Here is a 17,288-nt window from a genome sequence, read left to right as displayed (position 1 = left end):
GGATGTTTGAGCTGCGCGTACTGTCCGGTTACCACTGCGGCGCCGCCTTGCCCCTCAGCGGCGCGTTGTGGCGCATCGGCGGCGATCCGCAGGCCGATCTGCGCCTTGACGGCGTGGATCTGGCCGGCCTGAGTTACCTCCTGAGCCGTGACGATGAGCAGTGGCGGTTGGCTGCGGAGCCGGCGTCGCAGGAGAGCCGGACGCTGGAGGCGGATACGCCGTTCCAGCTGGCCGACGTCTGGCTGTGCGTGGCCCGCGCCGAAACGCCGTGGCATGAGGCGGCGGCGCTGCCCGCCCCGCCGGAGAAAAACCCCGCGCCACCGCCCGTTGCCCGTCGCCGCCTGTCCGGCGCGATGCGCGGGCTGGTACTGGGGCTGTTTCTGCTGCTGAGTATCACGGTCGCCAGCTGGATCCTGCAGCCGACGATGGCGCAGACCTCCGCCGGCGAGGGGCGCACCGCCAGCTGGAACAGCGTGGAGGAGCTGCGCGCGCCGCTGCAGCAACAGCTGCGCGAACGCGAACTGCTCAAACAGGTCCGCATCAGCAAGCAGGGCGATGGTCTGCTGCTGAGCGGCGAATTAAGCAAGCCGCAGATGGCGGTGTTCGAACGCATGATGGCGCGCTTTTACGCGCACTACGGCGCGGCGGCGCCGGTGAAAACCGCGGTACGGCCGCAGGAGAAGAAACTGCCGTTCCGCATTGTACAAATCACCACCGGCCAGCGGGCCAATATCGTCACCGAAGATGGCCAGCGGGTATTTATTGGCGATGAGGTTGCCGGCCTGCGGCTGGCGGCGATCACCGACGATCGGATTGAATTTAGCGGCCGCGATCCACTGACGGTGAAATGGTGATGACGGATTTTTCTCGCGAGATCGCCGCCTGGGCCGATGGTCAACGGCGGCGTCTGCAGCAGGCGGATGCGGTAACGGCCTACGGCAGGGTGACCGGCATCAGCGGCATCCTGCTGGAGTGCAGCCTGCCGCGCGCGCGCATCGGCGATCTGTGCCGTATCACGCGCAGTGCGCAGGAGAGCGTGCTGGCGGAAGTGGTGGGCTTTAATCCGCAGCATACGCTGCTGTCGGCGCTGGGGCCGCTGGACGGCATCGCGCGCGGCGCGCGGGTGACGCCGCTGTGGCTGCCACACAGCATCAGTGTGTCCGATGCGCTGCTCGGCAGCGTGCTGGACGGTTTCGGCCGCCCGTTGGATGAACAGAGCGTCGGCGCCTTTGCGCTGCCGGGAATGGGGGTTGATACCGTGCCGGTGGTGAGCGATGCGCCGCCGCCGACCGCGCGTCCACGTATTGCCCGGCCGCTGCCTACCGGCGTGCGCGCCATCGACGGGCTGCTGACCCTTGGCGTCGGCCAGCGGGTTGGGGTGTTTGCCGGTGCCGGCTGCGGTAAAACCACGCTGCTGGCGGAGTTGGCGCGCAACACGCCCTGCGACGCCATTGTGTTCGGTCTGATCGGCGAGCGCGGCCGCGAGCTGCGCGAGTTTCTCGACCATGAGCTGGATGAGGCGCTGCGCAGCCGCACGGTGCTGGTGTGTGCCACCTCGGATCGCAGCAGCATGGAGCGCGCCCGCGCGGCCTTTACCGCCACGGCGATTGCCGAAGCGTTCCGCGCGCAGGGGAAAAGCGTGCTGCTGATCCTGGACTCGCTGACCCGCTTCGCCCGCGCCCAGCGCGAAATTGGTCTGGCGCTGGGCGAACCGCCGGGGCGCGGCGGGCTGCCGCCGTCGGTGTATACCCTGCTGCCCGGACTGCTGGAGCGGGCGGGGCAGACCATGACGGGCAGCATTACCGCCCTGTATTCGGTGCTGATTGAAGCGGATTCGATGAACGACCCGGTGGCGGACGAAGTGCGTTCGCTGATCGACGGTCATATCGTGCTGACCCGCCGGCTGGCGGAGCGCGGCCACTATCCGGCCATCGACGTGCTGGCCAGTCTCAGTCGCACCATGAGCAACGTGGCTGAACGGGCGCAGATCGTCGACGCCACCCGGCTGCGCCGCCTGATGTCCGCCTGGCAGCAGGTGGAGATGCTGATTCGGCTGGGGGAATACGAGCCGGGGCATGACGCGATGACCGACGCCGCGGTGGAGGCGCAGGGCGCCATCAACGGTTTTTTACGCCAGGAGACGCGCGATCCCTGCGCCTGGGAAGAGACTTTGCAGCAACTGACGGAGGTAAGCGGCTATGCGCCGGAACAGGAACAGTGATCACTCGCCGCCGCCGGACGACGGTGACCGGGCGCTTGGCCAGGCGCTGGAACTGATGCTGCCGATTCGCCGCCAGCGTTTGCAACGCAGCGAACGCCGGCAGCGACGGGAAGAACAACAGCTCAGCGCCTGCCGGCGGCAGCTGCAGCAGACGCAGCACCAACTGGCAGCCACACAGCAGGATTATCAGCAGCGGCGGCAACAGTTCGATCAGCGTTATTTAGGCAGGCAACCGCTGGAGCGTCTGCAACACGGCCTTGAGGACGAGCGCAGCGCGGCGGCGTCGGTGGACGCCGGCCGGCAGCAGCTGTTGGCAGACCAGCGGCGCAGTGACGAGCAGCAGCAGAAACTGCAGGCGGCGCAGGCCGAGACGCGCCGTCGCCAGCGCGAGCTGGAGAAACTGGCGTATCTGTTGCGGGAAACGGGAGGCGCGCGATGATCTCTCCGACGCGGCAGGAACACCGCGTTGCCCGTGAGCGCGCCAAAGAGCGGGAGCGCGAACCGCAGCGCCCGGCGGCGCAGCGGCGTCAGGATGCGGTTGCGCGCCAGCCGCGCGACGAACACGGGCCGGCCCATGATGTGCATCATCCGCTGCGCAAGGCGCGCCCGGGGGCAAAGAACGTAGCCGAGCGCGGCCGCGCCACGGCGGAACGGCCGGTGAGTGGCGGGCTGCCGGCGGCCAGGCGCGATGAAGAGAATTCCGCGCCGACGCCGGACGGCAACCTGTTCAGCATGCTGATGGCGAGCGATACGCCGGCATTTCCCGGCGCGCTGCACGTTGCGCCGCACGCCGCCGCCACCCCGCATGCTGCGGCGACGCCGGAAAGCGCCGCCTCTGGCGCGCCGATGGCGCTGTGGCAGCCGCTGGAGAATGAGCTGGACCGGGCGTTGGTCAATCCGCCGGCCGGCCCGGTCTCCGTCACGCTGCTATTGCCGCGCTTGGGGGATGTGGACGCCCGTTTGCAGGCGCTGCCGGCAGGCGGCTGGGATATCGCGCTGCGCTTTGCGCCGGCGGCGCTGGCGGCGCTGGCGGCCCATGAGGAGCGCTGCCGCCACTCGCTGCGCCGCCGTCTGGCGTGCCGGGTGCGCCTGCGCTTTGAGCAGCGGGGGGATCAGCCATGAGCACGCCGCTGAAGCTGCGGCGCCAGAGCGCCGCCGAGGCCCGACTCCGCGGCCTTCTCGGCCACGGGCTGCGCCTGGCTTTTCAACTGGGCGAGCGCGCCGGCGAACTGCGTATTGAGCCGGCCGCCGGCGAACGGCAGGCGGCGGAAACGGCGCTGCGCTGTATGGCCGGCCCGCTGTGGCTGAGCGACGCGGAAGGCGTCTGCGCGCTGCTGTCCGACTGCCCGGCACTACCAACCGCCGGCGACGAGGACGACCTCTGGTACTGGCCGCTGTTCAATCACGCGCTGAGCGCGCAAATCCGCGCGCTGTTCGGCGAACTGAACGCCGCCGACGGCGCACCGCCCGCCGGTGCGTTTGGCGTACGGCTGACGGTGACGCTGGGCGACCTGCGGGCGCAGAGCGCGCTGACGGCGGCGCCCGAGGTGTTGTGCGCCCTGCTGGCGGCGCCGGGCTGGCAGGGTATCGTCAACGACACCCTGACGGCGCTGCCGCTGACCTTACCGTTTTGCGTCGGTGCGCTGACGCTTTCCCTCGCGGAACTGACGCGCCTGCAGCCGGACGATGTGCTGCTGCCGCGCGAGGACACATTTACCCCGCACGGTGCGGGGACGCTGCGCTTTGCGCACTTCCGGGCCCAGGGCGAACTGGTTGGCGAGGAAGGGCGAAGCACTGGTTTTTATCTTACCGATCTGGAGACAACATCCGTGACATTTCCCTACAACGACAACGAGACAGAAAGCGACGTACAGGACGAGAGCGGCATGGAACGGCGTATTGATGCGGAGCCGGCCGGCGTGACGCTCGACCCCCTGCCGCTGGCGCTGACCGTGCGCTGTGGGCATCTGCATCTGACCGTGGGTGACCTGCAGCGTCTGGCGCCCGGCGCCACCATTATGGTGGATCACGTCCAGCCCGGCGAAGCGCTGCTGTGTCACGGCGACTACCCGCTGGCGAAAGGCGAACTGGTGGATGTGGAGGGGCGGCTGGGGCTGCAGATTACCCATATGCTGCCGGGCAGCGTCAATCCGCTGGGGCAGGGGCGCTAAGGCGATGGAAGCGCAGTCGCTCAATCCGATGATGCTGGCGCTGTTTCTCGGCGCGCTGTCGCTGGTGCCGATGCTGATGATCGTCTGTACCTGTTTTCTCAAGATTTCCATGGTGCTGCTGCTGACGCGCAACGCGATGGGCGTGCAGCAGGTGCCGCCGAATATGGCGCTGTACGGCATCGCCCTCGCCGCGACGCTGTTTGTGATGGCGCCGGTGTTTAACGATATGAGCCAGCGGCTTAAAGCGATGCCGCTCGACTTCAGCAATATGGAGCGGCTGGAGTACACCTTCGGCAACGGCGCCGAGCCGCTGAAGGCGTTTATGACGCGCAATACCGACCCGGATATTCTGACGCACCTGCAGGAGAACGGCGCACGCATGTGGCCGAAAGAGATGGCGCAGTCGCTGACGCCGCAAAGCCCGCTGCTGGTAATCCCGGCGTTCGTGCTGTCCGAACTGCAGAACGGCTTCAAGATCGGCTTTCTGATCTTTATTCCCTTCCTGGTGCTGGATCTGATCGTCTCCAACGTGCTGCTGGCGCTGGGGATGCAGATGGTGTCGCCGATGACGGTCTCGTTGCCGTTGAAGATCCTGCTGTTTGTGCTGGTCAGCGGCTGGACCCGGCTGCTGGACGGCCTGTTTTATAGCTATCTGTGAGGCGGCGATGGATATACTGAGCTTTTTTCGTCAGGCGATGCTGCTGGTGGTGCTGCTTTCCGCGCCGCCGCTGATCGTCGCGGTGCTGGTGGGGGTGATCACTTCGCTGCTGCAGGCGGCGATGCAGCTGCAGGATCAGACGCTGCCGTTCTGTCTGAAGCTGGTGGCGGTGGGGGTGACGCTGGCGCTGACCGGGCGCTGGCTTGGGGTGGAGCTGCTGCAGCTGACGCAGAACGCCTTCGTCATGATGTCGCGGGTTGGCGGCTGATGCTGTGGGGCGATCTGCTGGATCAACTGTTCCAGTCTCTGCTGGCGCTGCTGCTGGGCATGGCGCGCATCTTTCCCTGCGTGCTGCTGACGCCGATCTTCTCCTTTAACGTGATCAAAGGCGTACCGCGCGCGGCGATCGTCGCGGCGCTGGCGCTGTTTATCGCGCCGGCGCTGCAGGCCGAGATCGCCGCCGACCCGCCGCCGCTGCTGACGCTGACGGCGCTGGGGCTGAAAGAGCTGATCCTCGGCGCGCTGCTTGGTCTGGTGTTCGGACTGCCGTTTTGGATGATGGAGTCGGTCGGCGCGCTGTTTGACAACCAGCGCGGCGCGCTGATGGGCGGCCAGCTCAACCCGCTGCTGGGGCCGGACGTGACGCCGCTGGGCCACCTGATGCAGCAGTCGATGATCCTGCTGCTGATGGTGGGGCCGGGGCTGGGCACCATCACCCAGGTGCTGTGGGACAGCTACCGCCTGTGGCCGGCGCTGGCGTGGATGCCGCTGCCGGGCGAACAGGGTTGGGGCGTCTGGCTCGGCCTGCTGAAAACCACCTTTGCCGATATGGTGCTGTACGCCGGCCCGCTGGTGGCGCTGCTGCTGCTGATGGATTTCGCCGTCGGCATCATCAGCATCTACAGCCCGCAGATTCAGGCCACGGTGCTGACCATTCCGGTAAAGTGCCTGCTGGGGCTGCTGTTTTTCGTCTTGTATCTGCCGGTGCTCAACCACCTGGCGGGCGAGCGGCTGTTTGAGCTGCGCGATCTGAGCGCCATTCTTGGCACGTTGCTGCAACCGGTGGGAGGAGCCGATGGCTGAAAAAACCGAACAGGCTACGCCGCAGAAGCTGCAGGAGTCGCGGAAAAAGGGGCAGGTCGGCCAGAGTCAGGATATCCCGAAGCTGCTGATTTCGATCGGCATTCTAGAGACGATCTTTGCGCTGGTGGAGAGCGGCATGCAGCGCATGGAGTCGATGATGCTGCTGCCGCTGTTGCGTCTGCGTGACCCGTTCGGCCATGCGATGGAGGAGGTGATCGCCGACTCGCTGCTGGTGCTGGCGCTGTTTTCCGCCATCGTCTGCAGTATCGCGCTGCTGCTGCGGGTGCTGGGGGGCTGGATCCAGTTCGGCCCGCTGTTCTCGGTGGAGGCGCTGCTGCCGAAGCCCGAATCGCTCAACCCGGTGAACCAATTCAAGAATATGTTTTCCGGCCGGCAGATGGCGCAGTTGCTGACCAGCATTATCAAGGCGGCCGCCATCGGCCTGGTGCTGTGGCTGTCGCTGGCGCCGGAAATGGGCAATCTGGCACGTTTGGCCCAGAGTACGCTGGACGGTTTCTGGCATGGCGTGCTGCAGCTGTTTATCCGCTGCGCGCGCCGGGTGCTGCTGGTGCTGCTGGCGCTCAGCCTGATGGATTTCGGCGTGCAGCGCTTCTTCTTTCTCAAGCAGCAGCGGATGAGCCACGAAGATATCCGCAACGAATATAAGCAGAACGAAGGTGACCCGCATATGAAAGGGCACCGGCGTCAGGTGGCGCAGGATATCCTGAATGAAGAGCCGAGCGCGGCGCGCAGCGTGGCGGTGGAAGAGGCCGACGTGTTGTTGGTCAATCCGACCCACTATGCGGTCGGGCTCTATTACCGTCCCGGCGAAACGCCGTTGCCGCGTCTGGTGTTCAAAGCACACGGTGACGATGCGCACTATCTGGTGGATCAGGCGCAACGTGCGCATATTCCGGTGGTGCGCTATATCTGGCTGACGCGCACGCTGTATCGCACCACGCCGGAAGGCAGCTGGATCCCGCGTGAGACGCTGAAGGCGGTGGCGCAGGTCTACCGCCTGCTGCGTGAACTGGAGGACGGTTATCTGAACGAGGTGATCGAACTGGAAGAGGAGCCGTTTCCGTAACGGCTCCCTGGGGTCAGGCGACGGGGCGCAGGCGTTCCAGCAGATCCGGCATAAAGTCGCGCACCTGGTGGCCGCGTTCGATAAAACCGTTGAGCAGCAGGGCAAAACCGGCGTGATCCAGCTGGCTCAGCGCGCTGCGGCCGCACAGGCGCAGGTTACGCTCTTGATCCAGCGCCAGCCAGCAGCCGTCCATCGCGCCGATCTCAAAGTTCATCGTCAGCAGCGTCTGCAGCATGGCCGGCGTTTGCCAGGCCGGATCGGCGGGCAGAATCAGGCAGTGCAGCATCAGCATCTCGCCCGGCGGCGGCAGTTCCAATACCGCCAGCTCCCGGCCGCGCTCATCCTGCAGGGCGCAGACGCCGTTTTCCATGTGCAGTTCGGTGTGAAGGCTCGCGCCGTAGCGGGCCAGCAGTTTTTGTATGTAGTGCGTTTCCACAGATCTCTCCTCGGGTTTATGCATCTTTCAACAGTCGCCCCTGCGCCCACGCCCGGTTGAGCGGTTCGCTTAACGCAGCGTTCTGACGGTCGGCGAGTTCGCCTTCAAGGCTGTAGCTCAGCGGCGCGCTTTGATCGACGCCGTAGCTGAAGCTGATCTTGCCCAGCTTACGCTCTTTCTCGATGCTGACATTGCTGCCGCCGCCGATCAGAAAGCGCGGGGACATGATGCCGTCGCCCTTGGATTTACTTTCGACAAAGGCGATGGATTTGATGCGCATCTTGCTGCGATCCTGCAGCTGCCGTTCGAGATCCTGGCGTTGGACAGTCCCGTGCAACCAGTTTTCCACCAGTTGCCTGCGGTCTTCATCCTTCAGCTCCAGCGTCACCTCCGCCTTGGTGTCAGTGCTGAGCTGCATCTGGCCGATCAACCCGGCGAGGCGTGGATCCTGCGCCATCATGGCGCTAATGCGGTTGGCGTTGCTGTTGGCATGATTGTCGTCCTGCATCTCAAAGCGGAAAGCATCATGGATCCAGTGCGGCAGGCTGTTGCTGTCCAGCTTGGCCAGGTTGTTGTAGGTGGACTGATACTCCAGCGCACCGGGCAGCGGCACTTTCTTATCCATCGCTTCGCGCTGGTGGATCAGTTTTTGCAGGTCGCGGATCGCCGCATGCTGGCTGTTGTTCAGCGTTTTGGCGCCAAGCAGATGATGACGGAAGTGGTCATTCAGCGCCGTCAGCCTGGCCCTTGGCGAGGTGTCACCGGCGCTGTCCTGCACCGTGGCCAGTACCCGGGCGTCGGCCGGGCTGGTAAAGGCCTTGCCGAGGGTTTCCGCAATCTTGTCGATATGGGTGTGATCTAACGTGTGCGGTTCCGCCAGTTCCATATTGATTTTCTTTTTGGTGCGGCCGTCAAAGGTGTAGCGCGCCGCCAGCGCGCTGGTTGCCATAATCGGCTCGCGCGCATGTTCGGTTTTGCTGCTGACGCCGACGGGCACCATAATGCGGGCGTCCAGATTGCCCTGATTCAGATAGCGTACCCGGTTGTCGCTGTGGCTGACTTTGCTGCCTTCCGCATTGTGCGCATCGCTGCGTTCGCGCTGGCCGTGCAGCAGATTGGCGCCCGCCGCCAGACCGCCGCCGAGGCGCGCGCTGGCGACGTTGGCGGTCTCGTTTTTGTTGGTCATCGGCAGGCCGAGACTGGCCTGCGCCGAGGCGTTGATATCCAGACTCAGGTTCCAGACGTTGCCGTTTTTCACCTTGTGATCGATGGCCTTGTCCAGCATATCCATCGGCCTGAGCTGGTTGGTGGTCAGCTGCTCCAGAAACTGCGGCAGCTCGTTATCGCTCAGGCTGAAGGTCATGCTGTTTTGCGACTGGCGCTGCAGGTTCAGCGGCAGCGATGCGCCGAAGCGCACCACCGGCGACAGTTTGTGGTTGCCGTCCGGGCCGAAATTCAGGCTGTCTTCATTCAGGTGGCCGGTCAGCACGTTGACCCCGGCGGCGCCGAACACGTTCAGGCTGCCGCCGCCGTTGCGGGCGACGGTTACCGTCAGCCCGCTCTCCTCGCGGGTGAAGGCCAGGCTGTAGTCACGATCCAGATTCACCCGCGCGCCGACCGAACCGATAATCTGGTCGCCGGGCAGGGTGACGCTGGAGACAAAGCCGCTGTGGCCGTTGCCGAAGGTCAACGCCTCGCCGTTTTTCAGCGCCAGCAGCTCCTCGCCGAGCCGCTGGGTCAGTTCCTCGCGGCTGCCGGTCTGGAACAGCGTGCTGGCGGTGACGTAGGTGCCGTGGTGCTGCTTGGAGAAGGCCTTGACCGTTCTTTTCATGCCGTCGTAATAGGCCTCAAGCTGGCGGGTGTTCTGGAAGCCCTGATCGGACAGTTTCTTCACCGGGTGCTGATCCCACTGTTCGTCACGCAGGCTGCGCACGGTGTCGCGCAGGGTGTTCAGGCGCTGCGGGTCGGACGCCGGAGCGGATTGACAGTCGCTCAGCGCCTGATGCAGCTTTTCCTGCGTCAGCAGATCGAGAAACAGGCGCGATTTCAGCAGGCCGATATCGTCGTGATAGTCGCGTTCGTCCTTCAGGTGGTTGATCACCACGCGGTGCTTCTCCATGGCGCTCAGGGTGTGCAGCGCGTCCTGCGCCGACTGCGAACCGTGGTTGCCCAGCAGGTGCCGCAGGACGCCGGCCAGCTGCGGATCGCGCCGGCTGTGGCGGTTAAACTGGCCGCTGCGGGTGTGCAGCAGCTTGCTCGGGTTATCGATCACACGGTTGTGCTCATCCACCACGCCGTAATGTTTGCCCACCGCGGCGCTGTGCAGGTTCAGGCTGCGCCCCAGCATCTCGCTGAAGCCGGCGATCTCTTTATGCAGCTGCTGGTGGCGGGCGTCGTCGCTTTGCGCCAGCCCCAGCGCGCTGAGGCGGGTTTCCAGCGTTGACAGGCTGTTGAGCTCGGTGCCGCTGTCTGCGGGCGGCGCCGGTTTGGCGGCGATCTCGGCGGAGAGCTGCTGCTGGGCCTGATAGCAGGGTTTCAGCCCCTCGCGGCCGCTGGCGCGGTGGATAATTTCATTACCGAGGTTTTTCAGCGGACGCGGCATTTTGCCCTGAGGCTTAAACAAAAAGGCCTGCATGCGTTTTTTAAACGGGTTGTTCACCTGGCGGGTGTTATTGCCGCCGGCGCCGAACACCTCGAACTCGCGTTTATAGGTGATGCCGGTGCCGGGGATGCGGCCGCTCTTGCCGCTGGCGCCCAGCCGGTCGAAGGTCTGCTGCGAGGTGTCGTTGTGGTAGGAAACGGGCGCCGCCTCATCGGTGTCTTGCCAGCTGCCGTTGTGCCAGGTGGCGGAGCGGCCGGCGTCGTCCGCCGCCACCAGGCGCCCCTGCGCATCGTTGTGCAGACTGGTGAGCCGGCCGAGATGCGGAGGCGGCACGACCGGCAGCCAGGCGGCCGCCTGGTCCTGCTGCCGGTTGCCCGAACGCAGCGCCGGCGGCAGCCAGCCGGCCGGCTCCAGGCAGAACAGCTGCCCGTTGCCGGTCAGGCCGAACAGCTGGTGGCTGGCGTTGCCGGCCAGATCTTTCAGCCTGCCGGCCGGCGTTTGGGCGTCGGGCAGGCCTTCACGTTTGATGGGCAGCGGCGGCATGCGTTCGCGCCGCGCGCCGGGGATGATTTGATGCAGCTGCACGCTGCCGTCTTGCCGCAGCGAGGCCAGACGCCCGTTGCCCAGCGCGGTGACGGTCTGGGTCCGGCTATTCTTGTCCAGCCCGGTCAGGGCGAGGTCGGCCTCCACGCTGTTGCGCACCCGCGTCAGATGAAACAGGTTGCCCTGGAGGGAGGCTTTGTTGCCGGCCTGATTGATCTTCAGCGGTTTGACTTCGCCGTCCTCCACTTTATACGCCTGGCCGTCCTGGCCGCGGATCAGGCGGTCGGCCTTTTCTTCGCTGGCCTCCCAGTGGCCGGTGACTTCATCGCGAAAGTGCACCTTGCCTTCAATCAGCGCCAGTTTGCCCAGCCGGCCCAGATCGACGACGTTGTGCGGCCGCGGCGCGCTGAGGCGCAGCCCCTTCTGATAATCCATCACCATGCTGTCGGTCAGGTTCCAGCCGGGGGTGACGCCGGTGTCGCCCAACTGGCAGCTGAATTCGTGATTGTGGCGGTTCTTCACCAGCGCGTGGATGCGATCGTCGCCGTCGTTCAGCAGCGCGGTCAGCTGTGCGTCAGGGTCGGAGAACAGATGGCGAATCTGGGTATCGCGGCCGTCCTGCTCCAGGTCCAGGGTCGGCGGCATGTCGCCGTCCGGCAGCGCGGCGCGGTGCAGGCGGCCGCCGTCGTCGAACGCCAGCAGTTCATTGCCGCGCAGGGCGATGGCGGCGGGATAAAACGGCTGCGGTTCGCCGCTGCCTTCGCGAGCCAGCTGCAACTGCAGCGGCTGCGGCGCGCCGTCCGCGCCCGCCGGGCGAAACAGCAGCTGTTGTTTGCCGGCGGCTTTGTCCGCCGTCAGCGCCAGCAGCGCACCGTGGCGGTTGAGCGCATAGGCGGAAACTGTCTGACTGAATGTATGTTCGGTGCGGCCGGTGCTGAGGTTCAGCAGCTGTTTATCGTCCTGCAGCGCAAACAGCTGGCCGTTGCCCTGGCGGCTGAGCTGGCTGAAAGGTTTGGCGTCGATATCATGCATCGGCTGCCATTCGGCAGGGAGATCCGACGTGTATTGGTATAAACGATCGCCGTACAGGCGCAGCGCTTGCTCGTCCTGGCCGGTGTGGTAGATACCGGTGAGTTTTTCCCGCAGCGCCTGCGCTGGCTTGGCGACCGTCTTCGGCTCGTCGCCGCCCCAGCTGACGCTGCCGTTATTGCCGGCGACGGGCGTCTGCTGCGGCGGTACCGATAGCCGGTGGGTGAAGGCGGTAAACGCCAGCGGATCTTCGTGCAGATGAATCAGCCGGTTTTGCTGGTCGAGCAGCGTATGGCCGTGCTCATTACCGTTGCCATGCCAGCGGTAGCGCTGGTTATTGGCGTTGAGGGTGTTTTCCAGCAGCGGGCCTAATGCTTCGCCGGCGTCGATATCCAGCGTGCCGTTGTCCCGGCGGCTTAACCCCGTCAGCTGGGCGGTGGGCGCCTGAGACTGCCACTGGTGCTGAGTGCTGCGCTCCAGCCGCCGGCGCTGCGCCTGCTTTTGCGCCAGCGTCGTCTGCTCCTCCGGCGTGACGGCCGGCGGTTCTTCACTGGCGCCGTCGATGCCGCCGAGCCGACCGTTGAGCTGCACCGCCCAGTTGCCGGACTCACGGGAGAGTTGAGGGAGCTGCGGCGCGGCGTTCTGGCGCTGGCGCAGGCCGGCCGGAGGGCGGGATGGTGAAGACAGGGGCGCGCGCTGCGTTGACGGCGCGGTGCTGCCGCGGACGGTGTGGTTGCCGCTGCGGGCGGCGTTCTCGTCGCCCGTCCGCCGCACCCGATTGAGTAACGCGCCGATGCTGCCGCTGATTGAGGTTGTCATAGCCTCTCCTTTATCGCAGATAGTAGCCGCGTGCGGAGGAAGGGCCTCCGCCGCCGCCGTCAGGGGTTAACCTGTACCCGGGTGTAGTCCGTCGGACCGTTGCGCAGGTCCGGCTGCCACCAGATGGTCAGGCTGTTGTCGCCGGACTGCGGCCGGCACTCGACGCTGGCGCAGCCAGGCGGCGCTTTCGGCGCGCAGGCGGCGAGCAGCATGGCCGCCAGCAGGGCGGCGATATAGCGGATAACCATAGTCTTCTCCTTAGCGGGCGCTGGCGATCAGGGAGGCGCGCCCCGGCCTGACCACGGCATTTTTTTCAAACGCGACGTACACCTCTACCGATTCGCCGGGGCGCAGCTGCGAATGCGGCCAGGCGGCGACGGCGAGGGTGCGGTCGCTGCGGCAGGCGGCTTCATCAAAGCGCCGGGTGACGTTGCTGGTATTGGTGATCACCCCGACGGCGATTTGCACCGAACGGTTGCCGTACCACTGGTGGCGCTGCGCATCGTTGCTGAAGCCGGACGGAATGCGGCACAGCGTGCTCAGGGTCTGGCCGCTGCCGCCGGCCGTCATGCCGCTGGGCTGGCGGTTTTCCGCCAGATCGCGCATTGCGGACTCCAGCATGCCCTTCATGTCGGTGTACTTGTGGCGGCGGTTGATCTCTCCCATGGCGCTGTTGAGCTGGTCGCGGTTTTCGCTGGCGATATAGCGGGAAGGATCCACCTGATCGCCCACCAGGTGCGGCGTGATGATAAACAGCCGCTCGCGCTGCGAGGTTTCATGCTGCGAGGTGGTGAACAGTTTGCCGATCAGCGGAATGCTGCCGAGGATCGGGATGCGCCGCTCATGATCGCCGCTCTCTTTGGTGTGGAAGCCGCCCATCACCAGCGAGCGTTTTGCCTGCACCAGCGCCTGGGTGCTGATGGCGCCGTTGCGGGTGCCTTCGGCGTCGCCGTCGTCGTTTTTATTCAGTTTGCCGTCCTCAACGTCGACGATCAGCTGCACCGACGAGGTGGCGCTGCTTTTCCCGCCGATGGCGCGCGGCGTCACGCGCAGGCTGGTGCCGGCGGTGACCGCTTGGATATCCGCCACCCGCTCGCCGATGGCGCGCACAAAGGCGGTGTCGCTGAAGTCGATCACCGCCGGCTGGTTCTCCAGCGTCATAATGGACGGGTTGGCGATAATCGACGCGGTGCCTTCGCCCTCCAGCGCCTGAATATCGGCGAAGAAGCGGCGAAAATCGGTGACGAACAGCGTGCTGGGGCCGGAGAGCAGCGTCGAACCGCCGGTAACGTTGCCGAACTGGCCGGCCCAGCTGCTCGACAGGCGCGCCATCTCGCTGCGGTCGATATCGACGATCAGCGCGTCGATCTCGATCAGTTTCTGCGGCACGTCGATCATGCTGACCAGCGACTGATAGGCGCTGCGGTACTCCGGCTTGTCGCGCACCAGCAGGGCGTTGTTGCGCACGTCCGCCGAGACCTTGCCGGCCAGGCCGCCGAGCGGATTTTTATCGCCGGCGCGGCCGTGGCCGGTGCCGCGCCCCACCAGTTGGCTGAGGATGCCCTGCGACTGGGCGCGCATCTGATCCATCTCGCTTTCGCCGCCCTGGCTGCTGTTCATGCCGCTGGCGCTCGGGCTGCTGCTTTGTCCCAGCAGTTCATTGAGGATGGTGGCCACCCCCGGCACCAGCAGGGTCTGATCGCGGTATTTGATGGTGCGGTCGGCCACCGAGGCGTACTTCAGCGGGAACGACATCATCTCTTTGTTATCGTCTTTGGGCTTTTCCGATTTTTTGGTGAAGTCGGCGATCATGGCGACATATTCCGGCGGCCCGGTAACCAGCACCACGCCTTCGTCCGGCAGTTCGCCCCAGCCGAAGCGCGGGTCGAGCAGGCCGACGCCCTTCAGCGCCTGTTTGATATCCGGCGCCGCGTCGGGCGAGATTTCCAGCCGCCGCGATACCTGCGCCGACTGCGCGCTGACGTAGAGCGTGTCGTTATAGACAAACCATTGAAAACGGTATTCCAGCGCCAGCCGGTTCAGAAATGCCTCCGGGCTGCCGGAGCGCAGTTTGCCGGTGATGTTGGCTTCGGGCAGCGAGCTGTCGTACAGCGTGACGCCGAAGCTGTCGGCAAAATCTTCCAGGATGATGCTCAGCGGCGTGTTGTCGGCGGAATAGGCGTAAGCGCCGTTCTTCCACTCGCCGGGCGTAGCGGCCTGTACGGCGCCGATGCCGGCGCACAGCAGCAGCGCCGCCAGCGCCAGACGTCGCAGATGGGGTATCGCGGGCAGGGTTAGCACCACTCCTTACTCCTTGCTGTCCATGGTTGAGATGGGTTCAGACGATAAAAAACGGCAGCCTGGCGCTGCCGTGGGGCCGTTAGTTAATGGCGTCGATAATGGCTTTACGCATACCGAACTTGAACTGCGTGTACTGCGAGCTGGCCCAACTGGTATTGGACATGTCCTGCAGTTGGTTCTGGAAGGCGTACATATCGCTGAGGCTGTAAGGCTCGCCCGACATCTCTTTGGCGAACTGATAGGTCTCGTTGTGGCTACGGTTGGCGGTGCTGGCCAGGCGGCGCTGCAGTAAATCGTCGGAATACATAACGGGCTCCTCTGGATGTAAGGTTCCTCGTTGAGTGGCGCACGCCGCGCGGCGGTTCCATCCTTCAAAAAATTCTTCAGCCGGCCACGCTCTCCGCCGCACCCAGCGCCTGACGCAGCGCCTGCCAGCTGATATGCAGTTCGCCCTGTTCGGTGGTCAGCAGCAGGGTGTCCGGCGGCAGCGCGTCGTCGATCGCCGGCTGCCAGCGCAGTTCCGGCCGCTGCGTCAGCCAGTGCGCCGCCGCGGCGTGCCGTTCGCTATGGCAGTACAGCGTGGCGGCGACGGCGGACGGCTGTTTGGCGCGCAGCTGCGTCAGCAGGATATCCAGCTGCCCGGCCGGCGGCACCTGGTCCAGCAGGCGGCCGAGCGCCTGCGCCAGCAGCGCGTCGGCGGCGTCGAGCAACTGCTGCTGCTCGGTGCGGCGCTGCTGCTGCCAGTCGGCGAACAGCGTCCGGGCCTGCTGCCAGAAGGTCTCCTGTGCGCCCGCCAGTAATGCGTCGCGCTCTGCCGCTGCCTGTTGCAACAGCGCTTCGGCCTGCGTCTGCGCCGCATCGAGCAGGGCCTGCGCCTGGCGTTCGGCGTCGGCGATCAGCGTTTCGGCCTGATGGTTAATGGCCAGCGCGTCGCGGCTGAGCAGGGCGGCCTGCGGCTCAGGCGGCTGGCGCAGAGAGATTTTTCTAAGTTGCCACATGCGGATGCTCCTCGCCGTCTTCCGTCAGCGCGCGCTGACACTGCCACAGCGCCGCCTCCCACAGCGGCTGTAGCCGCCGGGGTTCCAGCGCCGGCGGCGACGGCGGGCAGCGGCAGACGTCGTGATGGTCAAACGCCATGCGCAGGCGTGGCCAGCAGTCGGGGTAGCGCGCCTGCAGCAGCGTCAGGCTGGTGACCGCCGGCGTCTGGCCGACGGGCGGCGTCGGCAGCCAGCTTTCCGGCCGCAGCCCTTTGGCCAGCCGGCGACACCAGATTTTCAGTTCGCCGGGCAGCGCCGTCCCGCCGGTGCAGATTTCGGCGACCAGCGCCAGCAGCAGCGAGCGGGCGTCGTCGTCAAGGGCGAGCAGCGTCAGCAACTGCGGCTGCGGCCGGGGCAGCGCTACGTCCGCCACCCCGAGCTGCCGACGCAGCGCCGCGCCGCGCACCCGCGCCAGAGCGGCGGCCGGTGCGGGGAACGGCAGCGCCTGACGCCAGCTGGGGTGTGCGTCGCGCCAGAAGCCGCTGTGCCACCAGTCGAGCCAGCGCAGCGTGGCATCGATGTCGCTCATGAGGCTTTGCCCGCGTTCGGCGTCGCGCCTTTCTTCGCCGAGCGCCGCAGCGCGACGATGCCGAGGCCGATCAGCAGCAGCAGGCTCAGCACGCTGAACAGCGTTTTCACCAGTGAATACTGGCCGGGCGTCAGGGCGAAGGGGCCGAGGTTGATCACCGGCGTCTGGTCACGCCAGGCCCTGGCGGGCACGAAGACGATCGCCAGGTCTTTATCGTCCCGCCCCACCAGGCCGGGAATGCTGGTGGCCACCAGACGGCGGATACGCGGTTCGATGCTGTCGGGATCCAGCGAATCGGCGTATTTGATAAACACCGACGCCGAGGCCGGCTGCACCGGCTCTCCCGGCGCGATGCGCTCCGGCAGCACCACGTGCACCCGGGCGACCACCACGCCGTCAATCTGCGCCAGCGTCGACTCCACTTCCTGCGACAGGGCGTAAATATAGCGGGCGCGCTCCTCCATCGGGCTGGAGATCACGCCGCTTTTCTGAAATACCTCGCCCAGGTTGGTGCGCGCCTTGCGCGGCAGGCCGGCGGCATCAAGGATGTTCACCGAGCGTTCGATATCCGCCGCCGCGACCAGTACGGACACGCCGCTTTTTTCTACGCGTTTGTCGGCGGCGATATGGTAGTGATTCAGCGCGGCGACAATGTCGTTGGCATCGCTCTCGGACAGGTTGCTGTTGAGCACGGTTTCATCGCCGCAGCCGCTAAGCAGCAGGGCGAGCGCGGCTGCCAGCAGGTATTTCACCAGTGATTGTCCCATAGCCG

At 65.8% G+C, this 17,288-nt stretch carries 17 protein-coding genes; 9 read left to right on the top strand and 8 right to left on the bottom strand.

Annotation, left to right across the window (positions count from 1 at the left end; all coding sequences use genetic code 11):
* Window positions 1-2: 2 nt before the first annotated feature.
* The 9 genes from CLM71_RS20280 to sctU are packed head-to-tail and all read left to right on the top strand — an operon-like array spanning window position 3 to window position 7,220.
* Complete coding sequence (locus CLM71_RS20280) at window positions 3-854, top strand: EscD/YscD/HrpQ family type III secretion system periplasmic domain-containing protein (RefSeq protein WP_105232600.1); 852 nt, start codon at window positions 3-5, stop codon at window positions 852-854.
* Window positions 854-2,221, top strand: a complete 1,368-nt coding sequence (gene sctN, locus CLM71_RS20275) for a type III secretion system ATPase SctN (RefSeq protein WP_370446960.1) — start codon at window positions 854-856, stop codon at window positions 2,219-2,221. Before CLM71_RS20280 ends, sctN begins: the two co-directional genes overlap by 1 nt.
* The gene (locus CLM71_RS20270) at window positions 2,199-2,660 is read left to right on the top strand and encodes a type III secretion protein (protein WP_105232598.1); all 462 of its coding nucleotides are present in this window, start codon (window positions 2,199-2,201) and stop codon (window positions 2,658-2,660) included. Before sctN ends, CLM71_RS20270 begins: the two co-directional genes overlap by 23 nt.
* Complete coding sequence (locus CLM71_RS20265) at window positions 2,657-3,343, top strand: type III secretion system HrpP C-terminal domain-containing protein (protein ID WP_105232597.1); 687 nt, start codon at window positions 2,657-2,659, stop codon at window positions 3,341-3,343. Before CLM71_RS20270 ends, CLM71_RS20265 begins: the two co-directional genes overlap by 4 nt.
* Window positions 3,340-4,392, top strand: a complete 1,053-nt coding sequence (locus CLM71_RS20260) for a FliM/FliN family flagellar motor switch protein (RefSeq protein ID WP_105232596.1) — start codon at window positions 3,340-3,342, stop codon at window positions 4,390-4,392. The genes CLM71_RS20265 and CLM71_RS20260 overlap by 4 nt, the downstream gene beginning before the upstream one ends.
* Window positions 4,393-4,396: 4 nt before the next feature.
* Complete coding sequence (gene sctR / locus CLM71_RS20255; RefSeq protein ID WP_105232595.1) at window positions 4,397-5,050, top strand: type III secretion system export apparatus subunit SctR; 654 nt, start codon at window positions 4,397-4,399, stop codon at window positions 5,048-5,050.
* A 7-nt stretch (window positions 5,051-5,057) separates the two neighbouring features.
* Window positions 5,058-5,318, top strand: a complete 261-nt coding sequence (gene sctS / locus CLM71_RS20250; protein WP_105232594.1) for a type III secretion system export apparatus subunit SctS — start codon at window positions 5,058-5,060, stop codon at window positions 5,316-5,318.
* Window positions 5,318-6,133 carry a type III secretion system export apparatus subunit SctT gene (gene sctT / locus CLM71_RS20245; RefSeq protein ID WP_105232593.1) on the top strand — a complete coding sequence of 272 codons (816 nt, stop codon included), beginning with the start codon at window positions 5,318-5,320 and terminating at the stop codon, window positions 6,131-6,133. Before sctS ends, sctT begins: the two co-directional genes overlap by 1 nt.
* Entirely contained in the window at window positions 6,126-7,220 is a 1,095-nt protein-coding gene (gene sctU, locus CLM71_RS20240) for a type III secretion system export apparatus subunit SctU (RefSeq protein WP_105232592.1), read from the top strand. Before sctT ends, sctU begins: the two co-directional genes overlap by 8 nt.
* 13 nt (window positions 7,221-7,233) lie before the next feature.
* Here the strand turns inward: sctU and CLM71_RS20235 are convergent, their stop codons facing one another.
* The 8 genes from CLM71_RS20235 to sctJ form a co-directional block, all read right to left on the bottom strand.
* Window positions 7,234-7,656: a CesT family type III secretion system chaperone gene (locus CLM71_RS20235; RefSeq protein ID WP_158684848.1), complete on the bottom strand. Its 423-nt coding sequence runs from the start codon at window positions 7,654-7,656 to the stop codon at window positions 7,234-7,236.
* Between the two features lie 16 nt (window positions 7,657-7,672).
* Window positions 7,673-12,649: an AvrE-family type 3 secretion system effector gene (locus tag CLM71_RS20230; protein WP_105232590.1), complete on the bottom strand. Its 4,977-nt coding sequence runs from the start codon at window positions 12,647-12,649 to the stop codon at window positions 7,673-7,675.
* Window positions 12,650-12,708: 59 nt separating this feature from the next.
* Window positions 12,709-12,897: an HrpT family type III secretion system protein gene (gene hrpT, locus CLM71_RS20225; RefSeq protein ID WP_015673946.1), complete on the bottom strand. Its 189-nt coding sequence runs from the start codon at window positions 12,895-12,897 to the stop codon at window positions 12,709-12,711.
* Between the two features lie 10 nt (window positions 12,898-12,907).
* Complete coding sequence (gene sctC, locus CLM71_RS20220; RefSeq protein WP_105232589.1) at window positions 12,908-14,953, bottom strand: type III secretion system outer membrane ring subunit SctC; 2,046 nt, start codon at window positions 14,951-14,953, stop codon at window positions 12,908-12,910.
* Window positions 14,954-15,029: 76 nt separating this feature from the next.
* Complete coding sequence (locus CLM71_RS20215; protein WP_015673944.1) at window positions 15,030-15,257, bottom strand: HrpF protein; 228 nt, start codon at window positions 15,255-15,257, stop codon at window positions 15,030-15,032.
* Window positions 15,258-15,333: 76 nt separating this feature from the next.
* Window positions 15,334-15,948, bottom strand: a complete 615-nt coding sequence (sctL, locus tag CLM71_RS20210) for a type III secretion system stator protein SctL (protein ID WP_105232588.1) — start codon at window positions 15,946-15,948, stop codon at window positions 15,334-15,336.
* Window positions 15,935-16,516 (bottom strand): serine kinase, encoded by a 582-nt coding sequence (locus CLM71_RS20205; RefSeq protein ID WP_105232587.1) that lies wholly within the window; start codon window positions 16,514-16,516, stop codon window positions 15,935-15,937. The genes sctL and CLM71_RS20205 overlap by 14 nt, the downstream gene beginning before the upstream one ends.
* Window positions 16,513-17,283: a type III secretion system inner membrane ring lipoprotein SctJ gene (sctJ, locus tag CLM71_RS20200; protein WP_105232586.1), complete on the bottom strand. Its 771-nt coding sequence runs from the start codon at window positions 17,281-17,283 to the stop codon at window positions 16,513-16,515. The genes CLM71_RS20205 and sctJ overlap by 4 nt, the downstream gene beginning before the upstream one ends.
* Between the last annotated feature and the right edge of the window lie 5 nt (window positions 17,284-17,288).

The sequence above is a fragment of the Serratia sp. MYb239 genome (genome assembly GCF_002966855.1).
Classification (GTDB): domain Bacteria; phylum Pseudomonadota; class Gammaproteobacteria; order Enterobacterales; family Enterobacteriaceae; genus Serratia_B; species Serratia_B rhizosphaerae.
The sequence above is the reverse complement of the archived record's forward strand: the minus strand, read 5'-3'. Positions and strand labels throughout refer to the sequence as shown.

Excerpts from the sequence above, each read along its gene's own strand:
- CLM71_RS20280 (WP_105232600.1), top strand. The coding sequence starts at position 3 with ATGTTTGAGCTGCGCGTACTGTCCGGTTACCACTGCGGCGCCGCCTTG.
- sctN (WP_370446960.1), top strand. The coding sequence starts at position 854 with ATGACGGATTTTTCTCGCGAGATCGCCGCCTGGGCCGATGGTCAACGG.
- CLM71_RS20270 (WP_105232598.1), top strand. The coding sequence starts at position 2,199 with ATGCGCCGGAACAGGAACAGTGATCACTCGCCGCCGCCGGACGACGGT.
- CLM71_RS20265 (WP_105232597.1), top strand. The coding sequence starts at position 2,657 with ATGATCTCTCCGACGCGGCAGGAACACCGCGTTGCCCGTGAGCGCGCC.
- CLM71_RS20260 (WP_105232596.1), top strand. The coding sequence starts at position 3,340 with ATGAGCACGCCGCTGAAGCTGCGGCGCCAGAGCGCCGCCGAGGCCCGA.
- sctR (WP_105232595.1), top strand. The coding sequence starts at position 4,397 with ATGGAAGCGCAGTCGCTCAATCCGATGATGCTGGCGCTGTTTCTCGGC.
- sctS (WP_105232594.1), top strand. The coding sequence starts at position 5,058 with ATGGATATACTGAGCTTTTTTCGTCAGGCGATGCTGCTGGTGGTGCTG.
- sctT (WP_105232593.1), top strand. The coding sequence starts at position 5,318 with ATGCTGTGGGGCGATCTGCTGGATCAACTGTTCCAGTCTCTGCTGGCG.
- sctU (WP_105232592.1), top strand. The coding sequence starts at position 6,126 with ATGGCTGAAAAAACCGAACAGGCTACGCCGCAGAAGCTGCAGGAGTCG.
- CLM71_RS20230 (WP_105232590.1), bottom strand. The coding sequence starts at position 12,649 with ATGACAACCTCAATCAGCGGCAGCATCGGCGCGTTACTCAATCGGGTG.
- hrpT (WP_015673946.1), bottom strand. The coding sequence starts at position 12,897 with ATGGTTATCCGCTATATCGCCGCCCTGCTGGCGGCCATGCTGCTCGCC.
- CLM71_RS20215 (WP_015673944.1), bottom strand. The coding sequence starts at position 15,257 with ATGTATTCCGACGATTTACTGCAGCGCCGCCTGGCCAGCACCGCCAAC.
- sctL (WP_105232588.1), bottom strand. The coding sequence starts at position 15,948 with ATGTGGCAACTTAGAAAAATCTCTCTGCGCCAGCCGCCTGAGCCGCAG.
- CLM71_RS20205 (WP_105232587.1), bottom strand. The coding sequence starts at position 16,516 with ATGAGCGACATCGATGCCACGCTGCGCTGGCTCGACTGGTGGCACAGC.
- sctJ (WP_105232586.1), bottom strand. The coding sequence starts at position 17,283 with ATGGGACAATCACTGGTGAAATACCTGCTGGCAGCCGCGCTCGCCCTG.